This window comes from Bacillus xiamenensis (genome assembly GCF_001857925.1).
Lineage (GTDB): Bacteria > Bacillota > Bacilli > Bacillales > Bacillaceae > Bacillus > Bacillus xiamenensis.
Window position 1 is genome coordinate 2183800 of sequence record NZ_CP017786.1, and the last position, 24256, is coordinate 2208055.

Genomic DNA, 24256 nt, shown 5'->3' on the forward strand with positions numbered 1-24256 from the left:
TGTATGTTACATAAATAATTCTTACAATAAAAAGTAGCACTCATTTTAAATATTTTATTTTTTGCGGATATTCAGCTTAAGCATTAAGCTGTACCGAGGTTTGCGCTTTTCTTAAAAGAACTAGTAAATGGGGGTACACAATTGAAAAGGGCAAGTATTGTGAGAGAAAAAAAATATTACGAGTTGGTAGAGGAGCTTAAGAGTCGTACGAAAGATGTGACGTTTTCCGCTACAAAGGCATTAAGTCTGCTCATGCTGTTAAGCAGGTACTTGGTCAATTACACAACGGTAGAATCAGTCGACGAAATCGATGAAGACTGTGCTGAGATATACTTCAATTATTTAATGGATAATCATAAGAGACTTGGTATAAACTTAACCGACATCAAGAGGTCCATGCAGCTTCTCGGCGGCATACTAGATGTAGATGTGAATCACTATTTAAAGGATTTTTCACTGTCAAATGTCACACTTTGGATGAATCAGGAGAAATAAACCTGATGTCAAGCATCGATTTATTTGATAGAATAAGAGAAAATGCTTGACTTGGGCGGTGAACGATAATGAGCTCGGAGTGGATGGGAGCCGGATTAAAAGCGGTCGGTCTGTTTTTAATCCATCCTCTTTTTTATTTCATGATATTAATCAGCCTATTGTATGGCTACATCCGCGTAAAGCGGGAGAGAAAAGCGTTTCAAACAAGAATAGAAGATGTTTACGATGAACTAAAATTTACATATTCAAAGGGATGGATTCTAGGTATTTGTCTATCTGTCATTTCAGTAGGCTTAGGGATATCCCTCCCGCCTGGATTCATCGTGCTGATTGCAGCAATGACCATCGTTTTCTCTTTATTCTTTAAGGCGAGTGCGCTTTCGTCTGCATACACACTCGGTTTCAGTTTTGTTGCGGCATTTGGACTAATGTTCTTCCAAGTGAACCATTCTTGGCTGCCGCAGCTTTCAATGATGAATGCTTCAGCCGTAGTCATCCTGTTAGGGCTCCTATTAATGACCGAGGGAATTCTAGCATATCGAACGGCGCATTTACGTACATCGCCTGCAATGGTGATGAGTGCGAGAGGACTTCTGATTGGCCAGCAGCGGGCAAACCGTCTGTGGCTTTTACCGCTTGTTTTGCTGATGCCGGCAGGTGAATTCACTTCTACCCTGCCATGGTGGCCGGTGCTTCAAGTGCACGACCAAAGCTTTTCATTTATTCTGATTCCGTATATCATCGGCTTCGGCCAGCGAATTCAAGGCTCGCTGCCAATTGTCAGTATTCAAATTACGGCACGACGAATTCTGATGCTTGGACTCGCTGTTGCCTTACTAGGTGCTGCAAGTATTTGGTTTGAGCCTATTGCCCTGGGAGCTGTTGTAATAGCGATTGTTGGAAGAGCCTTTCTTTCATGGAAGCAGAGGATCAATGACAATGCTGCACCGTTCTTCTTCTCTAAGCGGAATCAAGGACTGATGGTGCTTGGCATCATTCCCAATACCCCTGCAGCTGATTTAAAGCTTGAAATCGGGGAAATGATTACAAAGGTAAATGGAATCGAGGTCAAAACCGTTTCAGAATTTTATGAAGCACTTCAAACCAATCGTGCTTTGACAAAGCTTGAGATCATTGGCCTAAATGGTCAGACAAGGTTTGAGAAACGAGCTTCTTACGAAGGGGAGCATCATCAGCTTGGTATCTTGTTTGTGAAGGATGACCCGCAGCAAGAACCAACGGCGATTTCATCTTAAAATAGCTAAAAGCTGCTAGAGATAGCAGCTTTCAGATTGTTGACAAAGGGCTAAAATGATCTTGATTTTAGCCCTTTGTCTTCTTTTCAGCGTGATCTGAAAACCTTTGCAGTCTAGGAAGGACGAGTACCGGCGCGGAGCGAATTTAAGATTCGTGAGCACCGGCACACAGGACTGACAAAGAATGCGAGGGTTTGTCTACACGCTAAAAGCTGCTAGAGATAGCAGCTTTTTTTGATGGCTTCAAAAGGAAACAATAAATAAAAAAAGTATTTATTGTAAAATATATTGTAATTTTTTGAAAATATGTAATAATGATGTTTATAAAAATAGAGAGAGGTGAGAGGCTGAAGATATCATAAGTGAACATAGTGCCGTCTGCACGAGGGTGCTATATTTGTCAGTATATGAACGGGGGTGCATGAATAAACGCTGTTCTGTATCATCATTTGTTTTCTTCAAACACCAATGAGAAAGCAGTAGATGCAGGATTGCACAACTCTCTGCTGCTAAAAAATTAAATTATGTTCACGTGTGCAAAAAATAATAGGGAGAAAAAAATGAAAAAAATAATGTTAGTTATGATGTTATTGTCTTTATTCAGCTTTGAGAACATAGCTTTTGGAGCAGACATCGGACGTGAAACGCTTGCTAAAAATGATGGATGGGGCTCAAAGTCAACTGGAGTTACTGGAGGGTCCGCTGCTAAAGCTGCAAATGTTTATACTGTATCTAATCGAAACACTCTTGTGAATGCTTTAGGTTCTAAAACCAATACAACACCAAAAATAATCTACATTCAGGGAACCATTGATTTAAATGTGGATGATAAGCTCAAAAAACTTGGGTTAAACGATTATAAAGACCCAAAATATGATTTTGACAAATACTTAAAACAATATGATCCGAAAACATGGGGGAAGAAGGAGCCGACTGGTACATTAGAAGAGGCACGTAAACGCTCTCAATTGAATCAGAAAGCACGTGTTCAAATTGATATTCCGTCAAATACGACGATCGTTGGTGTGGGGAATAACGCAAAAGTAATCGGAGGCGTTTTTCTTATCAAAAGTAATAATGTAATCTTAAGAAATATTCAATTTCAAGATGCATATGATTTCTTCCCATCGTGGGATCCTACGGACGGTAAAAACGGAAATTGGAATTCAGAGTACGATAACGTTTCTATTAATGGGGGAACGAAAGTATGGATTGATCATTGTACTTTTAATGATGGCTCTAGACAAGATCATACATTCCCTTCATATTACGGAAGGAAATATCAACATCATGATGGCTTGTTAGATATCACAAACCAAGCGGATTACATTACGTTATCTTATAATCATTTCCATCATCATGATAAGGCTATGACCATTGGCTCTAATGATAAAAATACTATTGATGATGGGAAATTAAGAGTGACACTTCACCATAATCGGTTTGAAAATATCGTACAGCGGGCACCGAGAGTCAGGTATGGAAAAGTTCATATTTACAATAACTACTATAAAGGTAGTTTAAGCACGAAAGAGTATCCTTTCAGTTATGCTTGGGGCATTGGAAAGAGTTCGAAAATCTATGCAGAGAACAATGTGATCGATGTACCCAATTTGACATCTAAGAACGTAATTAGTATTCTTTCGGGTTCTGAATTGCGGGATTCAGATACTCTATTAAATGGTTCTTTAACACAGAAAATTGGTGCGAATCAAGGATTAAAAACAAGTGTTGGTTGGACGCCTACTTTATTTTTATCCAAAGATTCAGTGACGAAAGTAAAATCAAACGTTCTATCAAAAGCTGGTGTAGGTAAAATCAACTGAAAAACGTGACCCTGACTGGTATAGTCAGGGTTTTTCATATTGATAATTTGTTCTTCATAATGTTCGATGATCTTTCCAAGCCCCATTTCCCCTCTGCATCTTCTTGCAGAAAAGGGTGTCACATAGCTGACGATCTCAGAAAATCGCCAGCAACACAATGATATCTTTTTTATCGATTGGATAGTAGAGACTTAATTCCCTTTTTTGGAAGTGGTCATTCTGGTGTTTTTTTCCCTCTTTTTTTTATTTGTTCAACTTATGTTTTAAATGAAGATATGCTGAACGTGACAATGATAGAAATTGATTGAAAGGCAGTTTACTTGAATGCAGTTGTTATATCTTTTAACATAAACGATATGACATCACACCAAAGGGTGATTATTTTTCAAATATAATGGTAAAAAATAATATGCCAAAAATCATGTGAAAGGATGAACGATATGAGAGACAAAGAATTACTAAAAAAGGAAATCATTGAAGCATATAAGTTCCGCCATGCGACAAAAGAGTTCGATCCATCGAAAAAAATTCCTGAGGATGATTTTGCATTTATTTTAGAAACAGGAAGACTTTCTCCAAGCTCTGTAGGCTTTGAGCCATGGAAGTTCCTCGTTGTGCAGAATGAAGCTTTTAGAGAAAAATTAAAAAAATATACTTGGGGCGCGCAAAAACAGCTTCCCACTGCCAGTCATTTTGTGATCATCCTGGCAAGAACAGATGCCCGCTATGATTCCGCTTATGCAGAATATATCAACAAGCAAATCAAAGGCATGACAGATGAAACGTTTGAAATGGTCAAGGAACGCTACAAAGAGTTCCAAGAAAACGACCTTCATTTACTTGAAAATGACCGTACATTATTTGATTGGGCGTCAAAGCAGACGTATATTGCCCTTGGAAATATGATGACAGCTGCAGCACAGATCGGTATTGATTCATGCCCAGTTGAAGGATTTAGCTACGATGAAATACATCGTATCCTAGAAGAAGAAGGTTTACTTGAGGATGGTCAATACGACATTTCTGTGATGGTAGCCTTTGGTTATCGTGTCACTGAACCGAAGCGCGGCAAAACGCGCCGTCCGATGGATGAAGTAGCCGTTTGGATTCGTTAATCGCCGTTTGTCTGAAAAAGGATGTTGACAATTGCGTGGTTAGTCAGTATATTTAAAAAATAAAATCTTTGGTGAATATACAAATTGACGATAAACGCTTTGACTTGAGAATAGTAGATGAACATCCGTTTTTTAAGAGAGCTGCGGGTCGGTGCAACGCAGTAAAACGAATCATTGAACTCGCTCAAAGAGCGGTAAGACTGAATGAATGGTAAGTCTTTACGTGTGACCTCCGTTATCGGGTTTTAAGTTGGATTCAGCACGTGCTGAATCAATTAGAGTGGTAACGCGGTTGCAAGGTCAGTCGTCTCTTCAAGGAGATGGCTGGCCTTTTTATATGCTTTTATCTTATATTTGTCTGAAGATTCAAATTTAAAGGAGCTATAGAAAATGGAAAAGGAACATGTGCAGTTAAAACGAACAATGACGTCAAGGCATATTATGATGCTTGCGCTTGGCGGTGCAATCGGCGCTGGTCTATTTAAAGGAAGCAGTTCTGCCATTGATATTGCAGGTCCTGCTGTCATTTTGGCATATATGATTGGTGGTCTTATTTTATTATTTATTATGCAAGGACTTGCCGAAATGACCGTTGCACGACCTGGAGCAAGAACATTCCGTGATTTAATAGAACCTGTCTTAGGTAAATATCCAGCCTATTTCTTAGACTGGATTTATTGGAAAATGTGGGTGCTGAACATTGCAGCAGAAGCCATTGTGTCTGCGATCTTTATTCAATACTGGTTCCCTCACGTGCCGATTTGGACGCTTGTGTTAATCATTTCACTTGTTGTGACATTGATTAATGTGTGTTCAGTCAAAATGTTTGCTGAGACGGAGTACTGGTTAGCTTCTATTAAAATTGCTGTCATCATTTTATTTATTATCATTGGGTTAACGATGCTGTTTGTCTCATTTGGACAGCATGCGGCACCGGGACTATCTAACTTAACCGGCCACGGAGGATTTTTCCCTAATGGAACTGGCGGCTTAATTGCGGCAATGCTGGTTGTGGTCTATTCATATGGCGGGACTGAGATGATTGGGGTCACACTAGCGGAAACAAAAAATCCTGAAAAAGTGATTCCAAAGGCCATTCAAAGTACGTTTGTCCGAATTATCGGTTTCTATGTACTGCCGTTCTTTATCATTGTCAGCTTAATCCCTTGGAATCAAGTAAACAATGAGCAAGTAAGTCCATTCGTCACAGTGTTTGCAACGATTGGTGTGCCGTATGCCAGTGATATCATGAACGGCATCATCTTGCTAGCGATCTTGTCTTCTATGAACTCTGGACTGTATGCTTCATCAAGGGTACTCTATACGCAGGCAATGGATGGACGTGTATGGAAAGGCTTCTCTAAGCTGTCAAAACAGCAGGTACCTGTCAGAGCCATCCTTGTATGTACATCCACATTGTATGCAGCTGTATTGATTTCTCTTTTTGTGGGAAGTCAAACGTTCAATTATTTGATGGGGTCTTTAAGTTATACCGTCCTGTTCATCTGGTTTATCATTGCAGTCGGTCATTTGAAATCTCGAAGTGTCGCACAGCCAGGTGGATATCGCGTGAAGCTGTATCCGTTCACGACATGGTTTTCTGTCATTGCGATCATTGCTATTTTTATCGGCGTTGTATCAACAACACCAATTGTACAAACGATGGTCACAATGGGAATTTATCTACTCATTACACTCTCTTTTTTCATCAACAGAAAGCGGTTTGAAACTGCCGTTTAATCTAAAAAGCGTGCAAGATCTTTTTATAAGGTCTCACACGCTTTTTTTTAATGCTGTTTATATTGCTTGAAATGAACAGGGGATTGAACCGCGTGAGGCTTTGCCTGAAGCCCATAGCTTTCCCTGACGATATAAAGCGGCCGGTCCTTTGCTTCATCGTATATTCGGCCAATATACTCTCCAATCATTCCTAACATAAAGAGGATGATACCGCTAAAGAATAGTTGGATGACAATTAATGAACTCCAGCCAGTGATGGTGCTGTTTGTGAAAAGCTTTAAGTATAAAACAACAAACATAGAAATGAATCCAATAGCAGAAAGGGTAATGCCTGCCACGCTGGCTAGCTTTAAAGGTTTATAGGAAAAGGATGTGATTCCATCCATTGAGAGTTTGAGCATCTTTTTGAGAGGGTACTTTGTTTCTCCTGCTAGACGCTCATCTCGAACGTATTCTACCGCAATTTGTTTGAAGCCGACCCAGCTGACTAAGCCGCGGACAAATGGATTTTTCTCACGAATTTTTCTCATTTCATGACATACCTTACGATCCATTAATCTAAAGTCGCCGGTGTCGATAGGAATATCTACTTCGGTGATTTGACGCAGCACTCGGTAGAAAAGGGAAGCAGTGTATTTTTTGAAAGCCGTTTCTCCTTTTCGTTTGGTGCGGACTGCGTAAACGACTTCATAGCCTTCCTTCCATTTCTCAATCATGTCTAAAATCAATTCAGGTGGATCTTGTAAATCCGCATCAATCACCACGACGGCTTCTCCCTTTGCATAATCCATTCCCGCCGTGATCGCAATTTGATGTCCAAAGTTACGAGAAAAATCAATGAGTCTCACATTAGGATCTTCCTGACAGTACCCTTTAATCAGTTCAGCTGTTCGATCCATACTACCGTCATTGACGAAGAGAAGCTCATATGCTTCTCCCGTCGAATCCATGACAGTTTTGAGGCGCTGATACGATTCATGGATCACAAGTTCTTCATTATAGACTGGGACAACAATAGAATACTTTATGCTTTTTTCCATCAGTCATTTTCCTCCTTTTAATAGATGAATTAATCAACGGATAGTTCGTAAAGGGTGCCGCTCTCCGTTCCGCCCATTCGTCCATTTGACTGATTATTTTGTTCCGATTGCTGGCTGTCTGAGCTGCCTGTTTGCTGATTCGTTTTAGATGTAGTGCTGTTCTGCCATTTAGAAGCAGAAACTTCTTTCCCATTTTTTTGAATCCAGCTCAGAATGTCAGAGCTTCCGCCTCTCATCTCAGAGAGATAGAAGTATTTGATTTTGCCGTCTTTGACGAGCTGTTTGAATTCACTAAGCGTAAGGATGTTATCAGATCCACTAAATCCACCTAATGCCATAACAGCTTTTCCTGTCTTAATAATGTAAGGCGAAGCAGTGGTTGCATCTGTTGTACCAAACAGGAACTCTTCCCCTGTATTGTTTTTCTCAAGGTAACTGATCAGCTTTTCATTGACTTGTGAACTCATGCTGCCACTTGAAGTTGCAAGCTGAGGACCAGCCTCTGGCAGCATACTGTTTCCTCCATAAAGAAGAGGTGTGCTTGCCCAGTACAATGGTGCGATCAGCATGCCAAGGATGGCGATGAGAGACATCAATTGTTTTAGTTTTTCTTTCCCTTTTATCAAGAGCAGTGCAAGGGTGGTTCCAACGCCAATGACACCAACTGCAATGCTTAATCCAAGACCAATCGTGCTTGTAAAGGTAGATAAGATAAAGATTTCAAATGCTGTCGTCACTATAATAGCAGTTGGAAGCAGCCATTTTTTAAAGCCGGTTGCTGTTTGGAACAATTGAGTCATAGACACCCATCCTGCTCCAGCTAATACAGCAATTGGCGGTGCCAGCATGATTAAGTAATAGTGATGGAAAAATCCTGCTACACTGAAAAATGCAGCGACCGGTATAAGCCAAGCTAACCAAAATAGTGTTTCTTTTTGTTTTGTATTGAGACGTCTTCTTTCAAATGCTGTTGAGAAGAAGATACCAATTGCACCAAAGATTGCAAATGGTAGTAGCCAGCTGATTTGATCGGATAATTCAGATTGGAATAAACGTAATGGCCCTTTTGTTCCTGTACCAAACATGCCAGAGCCGCTTCCCATCTTGCCGCCTCCACCATTTGGTGGGCTACCGCCATCTCCTCCGTCTCCTCCAGAAGGCATTTCAGATGCTGTTGAGCCGTTTGCACTGCTTGGCGGCCCTTGCATAGACGGCTGAGTTTGACCTGAAGATTGATCCGAGCTGTCTGAGCTGCTTTGATTTCCATTAGATGGCGGCTGAGGCATAGTGGATGAATCATTGTCGTTTTGCTGTTCACCCTGCTGTGAAGGTGGTTGACCTTGCCCCTCACTTGAGCCACCGCTCATCCCGCCACCGCCGCCAGACTGTTGACCAGTCAGCCGCTGAAGGCCGTTGTAACCAAAGGCTAATTCTAAAGCAGAATTGGATTGACTCGAACCCATATAAGGGCGATTGTCTTTTGAGGTAAGATCAACTGCTATAGACCAAGATGCAGATACACCTAATAGGACAATCATTGAAATCATGAGTGAAAGCAATTTCTTCTTCCATGTCGTTCGATAGGCAATGATGTAAAACAGGATGAGAGCAGGTACGATCATATACGCCTGCAGCATTTTTGTATTAAATCCGACCCCAATCATCGCAAATGAAGCAATGGCCCACAGCACTTTTTGCTGTTTTACAGCCTTGAACATCATGGCTGTTGCTAGTAAAAGTATAAAGACGAGTAAGCTGTCAATGTTATTTGTACGAGATACGGCAACTGCGATAGGTGTACAAGCCATAATCAGTGCGGCAAGTCTTGCAGCAGCCTGACCGAAAGTAGGTTTAACAAGTCGATAAATTAAATAAACAGATCCAATGCCAGCTAAAGCTTGAGGCAAGATTACACTCCAGCCATGCAGTCCGAAAATTTTGGCACTGATGGTTTGCAGCCAGAAGGCAAGAGGTGGTTTATCCACCGTGACATAACCTGCTGGATCAAACGAAGCAAAGAAGAAATTATGCCAACTTTGCATCATACTTGTGACTGCCGCCGTATAATAGGCATTCACCGTATCATCTTTCCAAATGTTATAAATGTTTAAAATGGCAGATAAGATCAATATGAAAAATAAATAGATATCAAATTTCTGAAAACGTCTCACCAAAAGTGTGTCACTCCTTTTTCTTTACTTGAAAAAAGTGTAACAAGCAAATATGAATAAATTGTTAATAAAAAAAGGCCAATTCTTTATTTTTCTGATGAATAAAAACAGCTCTTGAAATGAGCTGTTCTGTTTCACATTTGTATATAGATGTGAAGGATTTATAAGGTGAAGGAGAGTGTAACTGTATTTGTTATTGAGCAGGCAGATTTTCGCTGAATGCAGCACTTGGTAATTGAATGATAGCTGTCGTACCGAGTCCTGGTTCAGATTGAATATCAAACGTGCCATGATGCTTTTTCATAATTTGATAAACAATGGCTAGTCCAAGGCCAGAGCCTCCATCTTTTCTTGTACGGGCTTTATTCACTCGGTAAAATCGCTCAGAAACATGATGTAGGTCTTTCTTTGGAATCCCGCTGCCTTCATCTATCACTCTCAATTCAGCCGTCTTTTGGTGAACAGTTAATTCAATCGAAATCGATTTCCCAGAGGGGGTATAATGAATGGCATTGTCCAATAAATTACGCACCACTTGTTGAAGCCTATCGCTATCACCATATATAATACAATCCTCTTCAAGGGTCCGTGTGAACGATATCCCTTTTTGATGAGCGATGAATGTCATCTGATCAAGAACATCATGAATAAGCTGTGCAAAGACGATGGGCTCCATCGTTAGTGGGTAAGACTCCCCCTCTAATTGTGCAAGGTCTAAAAGATCATGCACAAGCCTGCTTAAACGTGCAGCCTCATCTTGGATGATTTGCATTCCTTTCTTTTGTTCAATGATGCCCTCTTCAATCCCTTCTGCATAGCCTTTCATATAACTTAAAGGTGTCCTAAGTTCGTGAGAGACATTCGCCAGAAACTCCCTGCGGTGCTGCTCAACCTTTTCTAAGGTAGAAGACAGTTTATTAAAGGAACGGCTCAGCTGATTTAACTCATCCCCTTTTTTTGTCACAGCCATGCGCTTTGAAAAATCACCAGATTCCATCTCCATTGCAATTTCTTTCATTTGATTAATCGTCTTTACGATTTTATTTGAGCTCTTATATCCGATAAAGAAAATCAGCAGCAGGATAAATAAAATGGATAGGCCAAGTGTCAATCTAATCTGAACAAACGGTTCATACACATCGGATAAAGGCATCGAGAGAAAAATCGTCCCTGATAGATCATCTTTGTTTGAAAATACAGGGATGGCAATCCCGAGAATATCTTGATGAAACTGGGGATGTTCTCTAATTAACACAACTGTTTTCCCTTGAAGTAGCTTTTGGCGTTCCTTAAACGTAATGAGATTATCATTTGTATTCGTATCAAAAGGAATACCACTTGAAAGCTCCATTGGATCATCAGTAAAAATAACACGCGCCTGACTTGAATCATTTGCCCATTTCATTCTGTCGGTAAAATACGTGTCTTTTCCGTGTTTGTGATAGACTTCTGCCAGCTTCTTTCCTTGTAAACTTAAGGAGTCAATCTGTTTATCTATATATAAGTGCTGGTATAAGTAATAGGTTAGTGCAAGAGCTGAGGTGGCAACGATTCCTATAACGGAAAGGATTAAGAAAAGTACCTTTTTTTTAATGGATAATGGCTTCATTCGTTCTCCTCAAATTTATAGCCGACACCCCACACGGTCTTAATATGCCGTTCGGCTCCTTTTAATTTCAGCCGCAGTGTTTTAATATGTGTATCGACTGTTCTTAAAGAGCCGCTAGTTGAGTGTGACTCCCACAATTTTTGATAGAGCTGCTCACGGGAAAACACCTGGCCTTGATTAAGCAGAAGAAACATGAGTAAATCAAATTCTCTTCTTGTTAAATTAATAGGCTCTTTCTTTAGATAGACTTGTCTTCCATCTTGATCTATCTCCATGTCACCAATCTGCATCCGGCTGCGCTTTAGTGAAAGTCCTCTAATTCTTCTTAAGGTCGTTTCAATTCTTGCTGAAAGCTCACGCAGACTGAAAGGTTTCATGATGTAGTCATCTGCTCCTATTTCCAGCCCTTTAATTCGATCCTCCTCATAACTTCTAGCTGTTAAGAATAAAATGGGGATTTGGGAGGTTTGCCTGATACGCTGGCAGACTTCAAATCCATCCATTTCAGGCATCATGATATCTAATACAATAAGATCTACCTGCTCTTTTTCAAACTGACGTAAGGCATCCTTTCCATTATTGGCAGTCATCACGTGAAAGCCTTGCTTCTGCAAAAAGGCTCCGATTAACTCAAGCATATCTAACTCATCATCTACTATTAAAATATTCATCTGTTCTTTCATTTCTTTTCCTCCAACACGATAGCGTAAGGCCCTGATGGGATATTCAGCCGATTTTTTAACATGAATGTATGTTTATCAATGACTGATACTGAATTGTCATCTAAGTTGCTTACATATATGGATGAGGAATCGGCAGTAATATAATTCGGATTTTGACCGGTTTCAACAGAAGATAGCTGCTGATTCGTCTTCGTATCTACTTTGTAGAGTGTATGGTCTCCATGACATAGTACATATAAAGTAGAGGCGTTTTTTTCTGAGAAAAATGCAACAGGCATGACGCCTAGTTTGATTTCCTGCTGTTTTTTTCCTGTTTTAGGGTCGTAAGCAAAAATACTTTTATTTAAGGTGCCAGGTTTACCGTGTCCTCCAATCCAAATGGAATGCCCATCAAAATGGATACCAGAAGGTCGTTCTAATACAGAAATGGTACGTATATTTTTTTCTTTTTCAATATCAATGACTGAAACGGTATGACTTTCTGCATTTAAAACAAACAAAGTTCCTGCAGAAGAAAGAGTCATAGAAGAGGGTAATTTTCCTGTCTTCACAGTTGCTTTTATTTTTTTGCGCTGCGTATCAATAAAATACACGGCATTTTTTTCTGAATCTGCTGCAAGTAAAGTGCGGGAAGCTGCATCATATGTAAGTGACGTCAGCCCTTTTTTCACATTCATATAGTCTGTTGCTGTTCCTTTTTTTAAATTGATTTCTATTAGAGATTGTCCTTCTTTACTTGAAGCAATGATGACGTCTTTGTTGATTTGAATAAGATCAGTGAGAGGATGTTTTAAATCAACGGAAGAGACAATTTTTTTCTTTTGTAAATCAACAATTGAAAAGGAGGATTTTTTTAATTGAGAAATCACAGCAAACGATTGAGAGCTGCTAGGTGGCGTAAATTGCTGTTCTTTTCCACAGCCTGACAGGAAAAACAGTAGAGCTGATAAACAAATCAAAAAATATTTCACACGTTCCATTTTTCTGCTCCTTTGTGTGCTCTATTTTCAAAAAGCATAACACAAAAATTGTGAAAAAAAATCGAAGTTATGATTGCTGGAAGATATGAAAAAAAGCTTTTAGGTAGGGAAGTGGGGTGAAATTTGAACTGAAACCCATTTTTCTTCTGAACATATGACATTTTTTCATGTTTAAAAGATGATTTTCACGGTTTGATCAATATGTTCTTCATAATGTAAAGTGACAGATAATCATAGATCCCCCGCCCTAAATGAACCTAGAGCGAAGGAAGTCATTAAGCAGAGTGTCCAGATGAATGAGAGGTGGACTTTGTTTTTAAGCGATGAGATAGGAGGAAACCAAGAATACCGGCGCCCATTAATACAATAAATAAAGATTGAAAACCACTTATAATTCCAATCAATGTAGATGAAATGATACTTCCGAAATATCGAAAGGTAGAGAAAATCCCAGATGCCGAACCTGATAAGCTCTGATCAACAGAGGTTAAAGAAGCCATCTGCATGCTAGTCATGCCAATACCGGATGAGATTCCCCCTGCGACTAATGTGATGATCAGGAGAGGTACATTTGGGTAACTGCTTAGTGTGATCAGCAGGATGCCTGATAAAGTAAGACAGAGAAATGAAAATCGAATCATTTTCTTTGCGCCTTTTACTGGATGGAGTTTTGCCCCAAGCAGTCCGCTAATAGACATACAGAGTGAAAAGATAGAAAGAATGATCCCGCTTTGTGTATGAGACAGCGTAAGTTGTTGTTCCATAAACAGCGGCATAATGAGAAGAATAGCGTACATCACAAAATTACTAAGCATGATGGAAAGGTTAGCGTTTGTAAAAGCACTATTTTTAAATAGGGCCAAATCAATGATCGGATTTGTTACTTTACGTACATGTTTGAAGAATAAAGGAATGGCGGTCAATGCAAGTATCCCATAGACCATGTATTCATTTAATAGTTGGCTTTTGGTGAACAGAATAAGTGTGGCGATCCCGATCGTTAAGTATAACGAACCGATGATATCTACATTGGCTTGTAAGCGTGTATGCTCCATCTTCGGAATCAGCAAGACGCCGGTCACAAGTGTGAGGAATAAAAAAGGAATATTCACTAGGAAAATGGAATGCCAGTCAAAGCTCTGAATAAGCATCGAGCCAATAAAAGGCCCAAGTGCAGCACCAATTCCTGCTCCAAAACCAAAGAACCCCATTGTTTTAGAGAGTTTTTCAGGTGATACCGTTGCCCGAATTAATGCAATGCTGTTCGGTGTTAATATAGCGCCACCTGCTGCTTGGATGGATCGAAAAGTGATGAGCAAAGCAAGATTAGGTGCGAAAGCACAGCCAATGGAGCCAATCAAAAAGAGTGTCACACCGGCTAAATACATATTGCGGTGGCCGTATATATCTCCTAGCTTACCCGCAATAGGCTGAGTGACTGCCATCACAATAAGATAAATCGTAACAACCCAAGTAATGTTTGAAATGGATTGGTCGTAATAAGTTGATATAGATGATAGAGCTACTGCGATCATGGTTGAGTTGACCGGAACTAAAATAGCACCAAGTAACAAAGAATAAATAATCAAGCTCTCTTTTTTTAATTTCAATGTGTATACCACCTTTTTGTAAAAAAGAAGAATTTCACCCTTCAAGCGGGAGAAATTCCTCTCATGAAAATGTGTGTGCATGTCTCAATAAAATCTTCTTTCTGTGTTAAAACGAGTTGGAAGTCTAGCTCCAGCTGTTGAATGAAAAAACCGAAATACGTACTAATAAAAATGTCCGAGTAGATTTCTTCATTTCCTTTTAATACTTGATGCCGATCACTCATCTTTTTGAAATATTGTATCAGCATTTCCCTCAGTTCTTGAGGATAAATTTTTTCATGGTTTGCTAAATCCTTAAACATAGCTGGTTCTCTCATGCTGATATAAATAAATTCTTTTTTGGAAGTCAAATGTTCAAGGAAATAGGTACCGAGAAATTTTAAATCCGTGTATAAATCTCCTTTAAATTCTGCTTCTAGGGTTTTTGTCGGTGTTGATTTCATTTTCATCATGGCAGCAATCACGCCGCGTTTGTTTTTAAAGTTACGAAAAATTGTCGCTTCACTCACATTCGCTTTTGACGCAATTTCTTTAGTGGTTGTTTTTTGATAGCCCTTTTCCGACAATAAATCCATCGTTGCGCGAATGATTCGTTGATTTGTTGATTTTAACAAGCATACTCACCTCAGGTTATGAATGTGTTTGCAACAAAGTAAGTATACCGATAAAATCCATGACCGCCAATATGAACCAAAAAGTTCCGATTATGCCCTTGAATGTTGTTTTAATAACTGAATACGCCCATTGGCACCATCTACTGTAACAAGATCACCTGATTTTAGTTTTTCGGTGGCGATTCGTGTTCCTAGGACAGCAGGCATCATATACTCTCTAGCGATAATAGCGGAATGAGACAAAATGCCGCCAGAATCGGTGATCACGGCTTTGGCGTCTCTAAATAAGCTGGTCCATAAAGGCGTCGTTGTTTTGCAAACTAAAATGTCATCCTTTTGGAATTGTGAGAATTCATCAGCGCATGTAATGACTTTTACCCTTCCAGATACAATGCCGCTAGATGCGCCAATTCCGTGGATTACATCATTTGTGTTATTTTCATTTTCTCTTAACGAACCGAGCATTCTTTCTACTTGCTGTAATTCAGCTTCAGAGGGGCTGCCTGTATAAGCTGGCGGTTGAATGGCTTCATTTTCTTTCATTTCAATTTTTCTTTGCTGGATGACCGAATCGTATGTGATAGAAGTTGTGAGTGCTTTGTGTACTTCATCATCGTAGAGATACCAAAGGTCTTCTTGATGAGGAATGGCTCCTTTTTGGACAAGAAGTTCACCAATTTTCAAGAGATATAGTCTAGCTTTTGCATCTAACATGGCATCAATGTAGAAGTGATGATCATCTCGAATATTGGCTGCCTGAAGCGCAAAATGATAAAGTTTTTCAAATTTTGTTTTAAACGCTTCATCCTTTACTTGACTCATAAAGTGCTCATAAGTTTCTCGTCTTTTGAGCACTGCTTGTGCAAATTCATCGTCAAAATCAGATTGGTACTGAATGTTATTTCTAATGATATCTAAGACAAAATCAGGGTTCTCTACCCATGTTTCATCTGTAAAATCATGACTTTTGACAGATCGCCAGCCATAGATTTGGAGAAATTCTTCTATTTTAGAAATGAAGTTCTTTCCTTTATCCGTGTGATTGAGCGCATATAATCGTTCTGGATTCGTTGCATGGTTTGTAAATGCCTGAAGAAGTTCTTCATCTTGAAGGACTTCTTTTGCCAGGTAAGATAGCTTTTGATCTGTTTCAAGAGACTTGTTCATCACACCTATCATCATTTCATGCAGCAAGACGACTTGTGTTTGATCACCGGTATATGTGACAAGCATATCTTCGATCATTGCTGATAGAATGACTTGTGGGATGACGATATCAAAATGATCGTCGTACGCTTTTAGATAAATATCTTTTAATTCTTTGAGGCCAATGATGGCTTCATCAGTTGTCAGAGGCTGATTGATTTGCCGATCAAGTTTTTCGTATAAGGGAAACAAGTTTTGCTCCAAAATGTGATACATTCTTTCGCTTAAACGGGGAAACAGCTCAAATAGACTCTCATCAAAAACTGGTTCAGTATCCGTTCCTGCTTCTGGCATAGATGGTGAAGAATACAGATGGCCTCTATAAAGCTTGATATCTTTAATATTGAGATCAGGCACTTGATACTTTTCTCCGCTTTTCTTCATCCCGCTTTTTAAAGCAGGGATGATTAGACTTGAAAAGAGAGGACTTGTTGGTCCAGGCATATGATCGTCCATTGAAATCCAGAAATCTTGCAGCTCTTCTGGCTGTATTTGAAAAGAAGCTCCTGCCACTTCATTGGCTGTTTTTGGAAGAACAGTGGTAATGGGTCTCGCTTGAAGTAAATAAAAAGTACCATTTGAAATTCCAAATTCAATATCTACTCCATGTCCGTAAAGTGCTTCGACTTGTTTGGTGATTTTCGTGATTTGTAACAATTGATCATCATGCAGACAAAACTGACCAGCCCTTTCCTTAGATACAGGCTGTTCAATGACGCCCTCTTGACAGGGGACAATTTGCAGATCTTTTGTTCCCAGTGATTTCTCAATAGAGTCCGTTTCTTTGTCTACAATAAACGTGTCTGGTGTCACAAGGCCGGAGACGATGGCTTCTCCTAGTCCGTAGCTTGCTGTCAACATGACTTCATTTGTTTTTCCTGATACCGGGTTCTCACTAAAGATGACGCCGGAGACGTCAGAATGGATTAATCCTTGAACGACAATTGCCATGAGCGGCATATCTTCCTCGGTTTCGACCATTTCTTCCTTATATTCTGTGACTCTTGCTGCAAAATAAGAAGACCAGCATTCTTTCACAGCCTGTAAAAATTCTTCATTGGTTTTGATATTCAAATAGGTCTCGTATTGTCCTGCAAATGAGGCGCCTTCGAGATCTTCCGCCACAGAGGAGGATCGAACTGCAACGGAGGGATATGTTTTGAGCAATGATTGAAAGGACGAAAGTAACTCTGTTTCCATTTGTGAAGGAAACGAAGCATTTTTGATTTTTTGTTCAAGCATTTGTTCAGTTGGATGCAGGTGGTGATAGGAAAGAAAGCTTGCAAAGCTGTTGGTTTTAATAATAAACCCATCTGGAACTGGCAGCCCGTGATTGTTTAATTTAATTAAATTCACGCCTTTTGCCCCTGCGAGTGATGCGGATTCTTCAGCCGCATGAAATAATACTGAATACATGGGAAAGCCCCCTTATTCAAATAGCCAATTGTTTGTCTGTGTCTCTATATTCTCAAGATGATAGTGCGCACTATCATTTTAATCATAGAATTTATTGGATGTAATTGTCAAAGACGTAAAGACCTATCTTTGGAAAGGGGACGTTCTCACTAATTCTCCTCCTCATCTATATCAAAAGTCTTCATTAGAGAAGAAAAAAAGCTGAAATTGAAAACTGTGAATTGTTCATTATGCCAATCTTTACTATAATCAAGGGAGTAGACCATGTAGAGGGAGGGTTATTGTGATTACAAAAGCCATATTTGCACTTATTTTTCCTTTCCTGCTTGTCATTTTATTTTCAAAGGTTACTTATAATCATTACGTTGGCATTGCTTTAACCGCGGCCCTTTTATTTGCCTCGTATATGAAAGGCTATACAGAAACTTACTTTATTGTAGGATTAGATATTATTTCTTTAGTAGCTGGGGCATTGTTTATGGCTAAGAAAGAAATTGAAAAGAGAGAGAAGGCTGAAAAACATCATTGATGTTTTTCCTTGTGATCAATCGAAAGAATACGTTTTGTACTGAGCTGTGCTTACGATTTTTAGTGAGTGCAGCTTTCTTTTTTGTGATCTTTCTGTTGATCGAATATCTCGCTCCAAAATGTTCCATACTGAAAGGAAGGTTTCTTGAGGTGGTTATTTGCCTCGGCAGAGAGGGTATGATGGTATTGGAAATAAAAATCAAGTGAGAAGCGAACTTTAGTTCGTATTTTTGTGTTCTTTTATGATAATATATTCATTAGATAGATTTCGTAACGAAACGGAGGCTTTGATGTGAGTGACCGCTTTGAATTAGTTTCTACCTATCAACCCCAAGGGGATCAGCCAAAAGCGATTGAAAAGCTTGTGGAGGGCATCCATCAGGGGCAACAGCATCAAACGCTGTTAGGTGCTACAGGTACGGGAAAGACTTTTACTGTATCAAACCTGATTAAAGAAGTGAACAAACCGACACTTGTCATTGCGCATAATAAGACACTTGCTGGTCAATTATACAGTGAGTTTAAGGAATTTTTTCCGAATAATGCTGTTGAATATTTTGTGAGTTACTATGATTATTACCAGCCAGAGGCGTATGTGCCTCAAACTGATACATTTATTGAAAAGGACGCCAGCATCAATGATGAGATTGATAAGCTAAGACACTCCGCCACATCCTCGCTATTTGAGCGGAGAGATGTCATCATCATTGCCAGTGTGTCCTGTATTTACGGCTTAGGTTCGCCAGAGGAATACCGGGAGCTTGTCCTGTCTTTGCGAACGGAAATGGAAATTGAACGTAATCAGCTTCTGCGTAAGCTTGTGGATATTCAGTATTCTCGTAATGATATAGATTTTCAGCGCGGTACCTTCCGGGTTCGAGGCGATGTCGTTGAAATTTTCCCAGCTTCACGAGATGAGCATTGTATCAGAGTGGAGTTTTTCGGTGATGAAATTGAGCGTATTCGTGAAGTGGATGCTCTGACTGGAGAAATACTCGGTGATCGTGATCATGTCGCTATTTTCCCAGCATCTCACTTCGTCACAAGAGAAGAAAAAATGGAAAAAGCCATTATCAATATTGAAAAAGAGCTTGAGGAGCAGCTTGAAAAGCTTCGTGAGAACGGAAAGTTGCTTGAAGCGCAGCGTCTTGAGCAGCGGACAAGGTATGACCTTGAGATGATGAGAGAAATGGGCTTTTGTTCAGGAATCGAGAACTATTCCAGACATCTAACCTTGCGTCCTCCGGGTTCGACGCCTTACACACTGCTTGATTATTTCCCAGATGATTTTATGATTGTGGTCGATGAGTCACATGTGACCATCCCGCAAATTCGAGCCATGTACAACGGGGACCAGGCAAGAAAACAAGTGCTGGTAGATCACGGATTCCGTCTGCCGTCAGCGCTTGACAATAGACCGCTCACTTTTGATGAATTTGAAAAGCATATTAACCATATTGTGTACGTATCCGCAACGCCTGGACCGTATGAGCTTGAGAAAACGCCAGAGGTCGTGGAACAAATTATCCGCCCAACTGGTTTGCTCGATCCAATCATTGAAGTGCGTCCGATTGAAGGGCAAATTGATGACTTAATTGGAGAAATCCATGCAAGGGTTGAGAGAAATGAACGGGTGCTTGTGACGACTTTAACGAAGAAAATGTCTGAGGATCTCACAGATTACCTAAAAGAAATCGGAATCAAGGTCAATTATTTACATTCAGAAATTAAGACCCTTGAGCGAATTGAGATTATTCGTGATTTACGTCTCGGTAAATTTGATGTACTCGTCGGGATCAATCTTCTACGTGAAGGTTTGGATATTCCAGAGGTGTCACTCGTAGCCATTTTGGATGCGGATAAAGAAGGTTTTTTACGTTCTGAAAGATCTCTCATTCAGACGATTGGCCGTGCTGCGAGAAATGCAGAAGGCCGGGTAATTATGTATGCGGACAATATGACGAAATCAATGGACATTGCGATTCAAGAAACAAAGCGGAGAAGAGAGCAACAAGAAGCGTATAACGAGAAATATGGAATTACTCCGCAAACGATTCATAAGAAGATTCGAGATGTCATCAAGGCAACGAAAGTACATGAGGATTCGGAAGAATACGAAACAAAAGCAGCGCCAAAGCTGTCAAAAATGAGCAAAAAAGAACGAGAAAAAGTGATCGAAAAAATCGAGATGGAAATGAAAGATGCAGCAAAAGCGCTTGATTTTGAAAAAGCAGCAGAATTAAGAGATTTATTGCTAGAGTTAAAAGCGGAAGGATGAATGCCTGATGGCTATGGAACGAATAGAGGTGAAAGGTGCTAGAGCCCACAACCTTAAAAATATTGATGTCAATATCCCGCGTGACCAGCTAGTGGTGATGACGGGATTATCTGGTTCAGGAAAATCGTCGCTTGCCTTTGATACTATTTATGCTGAAGGACAGCGGCGATATGTTGAATCTCTTTCAGCCTATGCACGTCAGTTTCTCGGTCAAATGGACAAACCTGATGTAGATGCCATTGAAGGTCTTTCACCAGCGATTAGTATTGACCAAAAAACGACCAGCAGGAACCCTCGATCAACAGTAGGGACTGTCACAGAAATTTATGATTACCTGCGCCTTTTGTATGCTCGAGTCGGAAAACCGATTTGTCCTATACATGGGATAGAAATTACTTCACAAACGATTGAGCAAATGACAGACCGTATTTTAGAATATCCAGAGCGTACAAAACTGCAAGTGCTTGCGCCAGTCGTCTCTGGCCGAAAAGGAACACATGTCAAAGTGCTTGATCAAATCCGAAAGCAGGGCTATGTTCGAGTGAGAGTTGATGGCGAGATGGAAGACCTGTCAGAAGAGATCGAGCTTGAAAAGAATAAAAAGCATTCCATTGAAGTCGTGATTGATCGAATTGTCGTGAAAGAAGGCATTGCTGCACGTCTGTCTGATTCTCTTGAAACGGCGCTTCGACTTGGTGAAGGTCGGGTCATGATTGATGTAATTGGCCAAGAAGAGCTGTTATTTAGTGAGCACCATGCTTGTCCGCACTGCGGGTTCTCTATTGGGGAGCTAGAGCCTAGAATGTTCTCATTCAACAGTCCTTTCGGTGCCTGCCCAAGCTGTGATGGTCTCGGCTCTAAACTGGAAGTAGATCCAGAGCTTGTCATTCCGAATAAGGATTTGACTTTACGGCAGCATGCCATTGCTCCATGGGAGCCGCAGAGCTCACAGTATTATCCGCAGCTTCTTGAGGCCGTATGTACACACTATGGAATCGACATGGACATACCAGTCAAAGATATACCGCCGCATTTATTTGATAAAATTTTATATGGCAGCGGCTCTGAGCTGATTTATTTTAAATATGAAAATGATTTTGGCCAGGTACGTGAAAATGAAATTGAGTTTGAAGGTGTTCTTCAGAACATTGAACGCCGTTATAAGGAAACCAGCTCCGATTATATTCGTGAACAAATGGAAAAATATATGGCCAATCAGCCATGTCCGACCTGCAAAGGATACCGTCTGAAAAAAGAAACGCTTGCGGTTCTCATCAATGGCAAGCACATTGGAGAAATCACCGATTTGTCTGTATCTGATGCCCTTGATTTCTATGAGAAAATCGAGTTATCTAAGAAAGACTTGCAGATTGCCCAGCTTATTTTACGTGAAATCAAAGAGCGCTTGTCCTTTTTAAATAATGTGGGCTTGGATTATCTGACATTAAACCGGTCTGCTGGCACATTATCAGGCGGAGAGGCGCAGCGGATTCGACTGGCGACTCAAATCGGGTCAAGGCTGACAGGCGTACTTTATATATTAGATGAACCGTCTATTGGTCTGCATCAACGAGATAATGACCGTTTGATTGGCACACTGAAAAACATGCGTGATATCGGAAACACGCTGATTGTTGTAGAGCATGATGAAGATACCATGCTTGCTGCTGACTATTTAATTGATATCGGACCAGGAGCAGGGGTTCATGGGGGAGAAGTGATTTCAGCTGGAACGCCAGAAGAAGTCATGAAGGACCCGAAATCCTTGACGGGACAATATTTATCTGGTGAGAAATTTATCCCGCTTCCGATTGAGAGAAGAAAGCCTGACGGCCGCTACATTGAAATTAAAGGTGCAAAAGAAAATAATCTGAAAAACGTCAATGTCAAATTCCCTCTAGGTGTCTTTACGGCTGTGACTGGTGTGTCAGGCTCAGGGAAAAGTACGCTTGTGAATGAAATTCTACTGAAGTCCCTTGCGCAAAAGCTTCACAGAGCGAAGGCGAAGCCAGGACAGCACAAAGAAGTGAAAGGAATGGATTATCTAGACAAGGTCATTGATATAGATCAATCTCCCATTGGCCGTACACCAAGATCCAATCCGGCTACGTATACAGGTGTATTTGATGACGTGCGGGATGTCTTTGCGCAGACCAATGAAGCGAAAGTGCGAGGCTATAAAAAAGGCCGATTCAGCTTTAACGTGAAAGGCGGACGCTGTGAGGCGTGTCGTGGAGATGGCATTATTAAAATTGAAATGCACTTTTTACCTGATGTATATGTGCCTTGTGAGGTGTGTCACGGGAAACGTTATAACCGTGAGACTCTAGAGGTCACGTACAAAGGGAAAAACATTTCCGATGTTCTTGAAATGACTGTTGAGGATGCCCTTCAATTTTTCGAGAATATCCCGAAAATTAAGCGGAAGCTTCAAACGATTTTTGATGTTGGTCTAGGATACATTACACTTGGACAGCCTGCGACGACATTGTCTGGTGGAGAAGCGCAGCGTGTGAAATTGGCATCTGAGCTTCACCGCCGTTCGAACGGAAGGTCTCTTTATATTTTAGACGAGCCGACAACAGGTCTACATGTGGATGATATTGCCCGGCTGTTAAAAGTGCTTCAGCGCTTGGTTGAAAATGGAGATACGGTTTTGGTCATTGAGCACAACCTTGATATTATTAAGGCGGCCGATTACCTTGTTGATCTAGGACCAGAAGGCGGTGCAGGCGGGGGAACGATCATTGCCTCGGGGACACCTGAACAAATTGCAAAAGAAAAAGCTTCTTACACCGGTCAATACTTAAAACCTATTTTAGAGCGTGACCGTGAACGAATGAAACAGTTAGTCAAAGAAACAGAAAGTGTGACATCCTCATAAAGGAAAACCCCTCCGGTCGAGGGGTTTTCCTTTTATTGCGCATCTTCCTTTGGCATTAAGTTACTGAGGTGCGTTAAATCCTTTAAAATATGGGTACTGCTGCTGTCGAGCAATACTTTTAAATAACGGATATCACCATACTTCGGATGAGACGGGTGAATGGTCTCCAGCTCCTTGATCATATCGCTGTTCATGCTTTTCTGTTTCTGTATAAGGTCTAAAAGCGTTTGCGCCGTGTGATTAGAATTATGATGATCTGTCAAAATAATTACCCCCTATAATGATAATCACCATCTTTTCAACATATTTTAAAGGGTAATCCATGAAGAATCTACACTTACGGGGAAAAAGAAATAATTTGTGTCTAAGGTCATATGTAAATCGAATGAGTTTGAAACTTTTTATACGCAAGAAACGTATGAGTTAGAAAGGAATTTTCATCATGAAGGAGCGAATATATGAATAGAGATCAGTCGATCATTGCATCTATTTGTTATTTTAGTGTATTTTTTATGCCGTTTATCGTACCGATTGTGGCATATTTTGTAGTAGATCAAAAGGAAACAAAACGTCATGCGGTGCGGGCGCTATGGTCACACCTGCTGCCGATTGCAGCGTGCTGTATTCTCATTTTTGGGTCTATCCCATTTTTACTTGCGACGCAGTCGACCGATTCGGTCATTCCAGTCATGACGGTGTTTATCTTGACCTTTATCATTGCCATTAGCTTTTTGATCTCTGTCATTTGGAATATCATTCAAGGCATTAAAGTACTTCAAACCATTAAATCGTAGGAGGGCTTTGT

General features: G+C 40.3%; 18 protein-coding genes and 1 other annotated feature. Of the genes, 9 read left to right on the top strand and 9 right to left on the bottom strand.

What is annotated here, in order from left to right; genetic code table 11:
* Positions 1–141: 141 nt before the first annotated feature.
* The 5 genes from BK049_RS11015 to BK049_RS11035 all read left to right on the top strand — a co-directional run bounded on the left by BK049_RS11015 (position 142) and on the right by BK049_RS11035 (position 6432).
* Positions 142–495, top strand: coding sequence for a swarming motility protein SwrAA (locus BK049_RS11015; RefSeq protein ID WP_007500014.1), 354 nt, complete (start codon positions 142–144; stop codon positions 493–495).
* Positions 496–563: 68 nt separating this feature from the next.
* On the top strand, positions 564–1751 hold the full coding sequence (locus BK049_RS11020) for a PDZ domain-containing protein (protein WP_071168508.1): 1188 nt from the start codon (positions 564–566) through the stop codon (positions 1749–1751).
* A 560-nt stretch (positions 1752–2311) separates the two neighbouring features.
* Complete coding sequence (locus BK049_RS11025) at positions 2312–3577, top strand: pectate lyase family protein (RefSeq protein ID WP_008358433.1); 1266 nt, start codon at positions 2312–2314, stop codon at positions 3575–3577.
* A 440-nt stretch (positions 3578–4017) separates the two neighbouring features.
* Positions 4018–4692 (top strand): NAD(P)H-dependent oxidoreductase, encoded by a 675-nt coding sequence (locus BK049_RS11030; RefSeq protein ID WP_008358431.1) that lies wholly within the window; start codon positions 4018–4020, stop codon positions 4690–4692.
* A gap of 90 nt (positions 4693–4782) precedes the next feature.
* Positions 4783–5007: a binding site (T-box leader), on the top strand.
* 75 nt (positions 5008–5082) lie between these two features.
* Positions 5083–6432, top strand: a complete 1350-nt coding sequence (locus tag BK049_RS11035) for an amino acid permease (RefSeq protein ID WP_008358429.1) — start codon at positions 5083–5085, stop codon at positions 6430–6432.
* A 47-nt stretch (positions 6433–6479) separates the two neighbouring features.
* Here BK049_RS11035 and BK049_RS11040 read toward each other — a convergent pair whose 3' ends face one another.
* The 8 genes from BK049_RS11040 to BK049_RS11075 all read right to left on the bottom strand — a co-directional run bounded on the left by BK049_RS11040 (position 6480) and on the right by BK049_RS11075 (position 17761).
* On the bottom strand, positions 6480–7472 hold the full coding sequence (locus BK049_RS11040; RefSeq protein WP_008358427.1) for a glycosyltransferase family 2 protein: 993 nt from the start codon (positions 7470–7472) through the stop codon (positions 6480–6482).
* Between the two features lie 29 nt (positions 7473–7501).
* Positions 7502–9646: an ArnT family glycosyltransferase gene (locus BK049_RS11045; protein WP_008358425.1), complete on the bottom strand. Its 2145-nt coding sequence runs from the start codon at positions 9644–9646 to the stop codon at positions 7502–7504.
* Positions 9647–9836: 190 nt separating this feature from the next.
* Positions 9837–11252: a HAMP domain-containing sensor histidine kinase gene (locus tag BK049_RS11050; protein ID WP_071168509.1), complete on the bottom strand. Its 1416-nt coding sequence runs from the start codon at positions 11250–11252 to the stop codon at positions 9837–9839.
* The gene (locus tag BK049_RS11055; protein WP_071168510.1) at positions 11249–11935 is read right to left on the bottom strand and encodes a response regulator transcription factor; all 687 of its coding nucleotides are present in this window, start codon (positions 11933–11935) and stop codon (positions 11249–11251) included. The genes BK049_RS11050 and BK049_RS11055 overlap by 4 nt, the downstream gene beginning before the upstream one ends.
* Positions 11932–12915 (bottom strand): YncE family protein, encoded by a 984-nt coding sequence (locus tag BK049_RS11060; protein ID WP_071168511.1) that lies wholly within the window; start codon positions 12913–12915, stop codon positions 11932–11934. Before BK049_RS11060 ends, BK049_RS11055 begins: the two co-directional genes overlap by 4 nt.
* 275 nt (positions 12916–13190) lie before the next feature.
* Positions 13191–14525 (bottom strand): MFS transporter, encoded by a 1335-nt coding sequence (locus BK049_RS11065; protein ID WP_071169224.1) that lies wholly within the window; start codon positions 14523–14525, stop codon positions 13191–13193.
* Between the two features lie 41 nt (positions 14526–14566).
* Positions 14567–15139: a TetR/AcrR family transcriptional regulator gene (locus BK049_RS11070; protein ID WP_008358414.1), complete on the bottom strand. Its 573-nt coding sequence runs from the start codon at positions 15137–15139 to the stop codon at positions 14567–14569.
* A gap of 90 nt (positions 15140–15229) precedes the next feature.
* Entirely contained in the window at positions 15230–17761 is a 2532-nt protein-coding gene (locus BK049_RS11075) for a PEP/pyruvate-binding domain-containing protein (RefSeq protein WP_071168512.1), read from the bottom strand.
* A gap of 283 nt (positions 17762–18044) precedes the next feature.
* Between BK049_RS11075 and BK049_RS11080 the strand changes: the two genes are divergently transcribed.
* From BK049_RS11080 to uvrA, 3 genes are all read left to right on the top strand, one after another.
* Positions 18045–18290: a CsbA family protein gene (locus tag BK049_RS11080; protein ID WP_008358409.1), complete on the top strand. Its 246-nt coding sequence runs from the start codon at positions 18045–18047 to the stop codon at positions 18288–18290.
* Positions 18291–18581: 291 nt separating this feature from the next.
* The gene (uvrB, locus tag BK049_RS11090; protein ID WP_071168513.1) at positions 18582–20567 is read left to right on the top strand and encodes an excinuclease ABC subunit UvrB; all 1986 of its coding nucleotides are present in this window, start codon (positions 18582–18584) and stop codon (positions 20565–20567) included.
* Positions 20568–20574: 7 nt separating this feature from the next.
* Positions 20575–23451, top strand: coding sequence for an excinuclease ABC subunit UvrA (gene uvrA, locus BK049_RS11095; RefSeq protein ID WP_071168514.1), 2877 nt, complete (start codon positions 20575–20577; stop codon positions 23449–23451).
* Between the two features lie 32 nt (positions 23452–23483).
* On the opposite strand, the gene BK049_RS11100 is transcribed toward uvrA, so the two are convergent.
* A complete protein-coding gene (locus BK049_RS11100) occupies positions 23484–23714 on the bottom strand; it encodes a hypothetical protein (RefSeq protein ID WP_008358394.1) in 231 nt (76 codons plus the stop codon).
* Between the two features lie 195 nt (positions 23715–23909).
* On the opposite strand from BK049_RS11100, the gene BK049_RS11105 reads away from it, so the two are divergent.
* A complete protein-coding gene (locus BK049_RS11105) occupies positions 23910–24245 on the top strand; it encodes a magnetosome magnetite crystal formation protein family (protein ID WP_008358389.1) in 336 nt (111 codons plus the stop codon).
* Positions 24246–24256 lie beyond the last annotated feature (11 nt).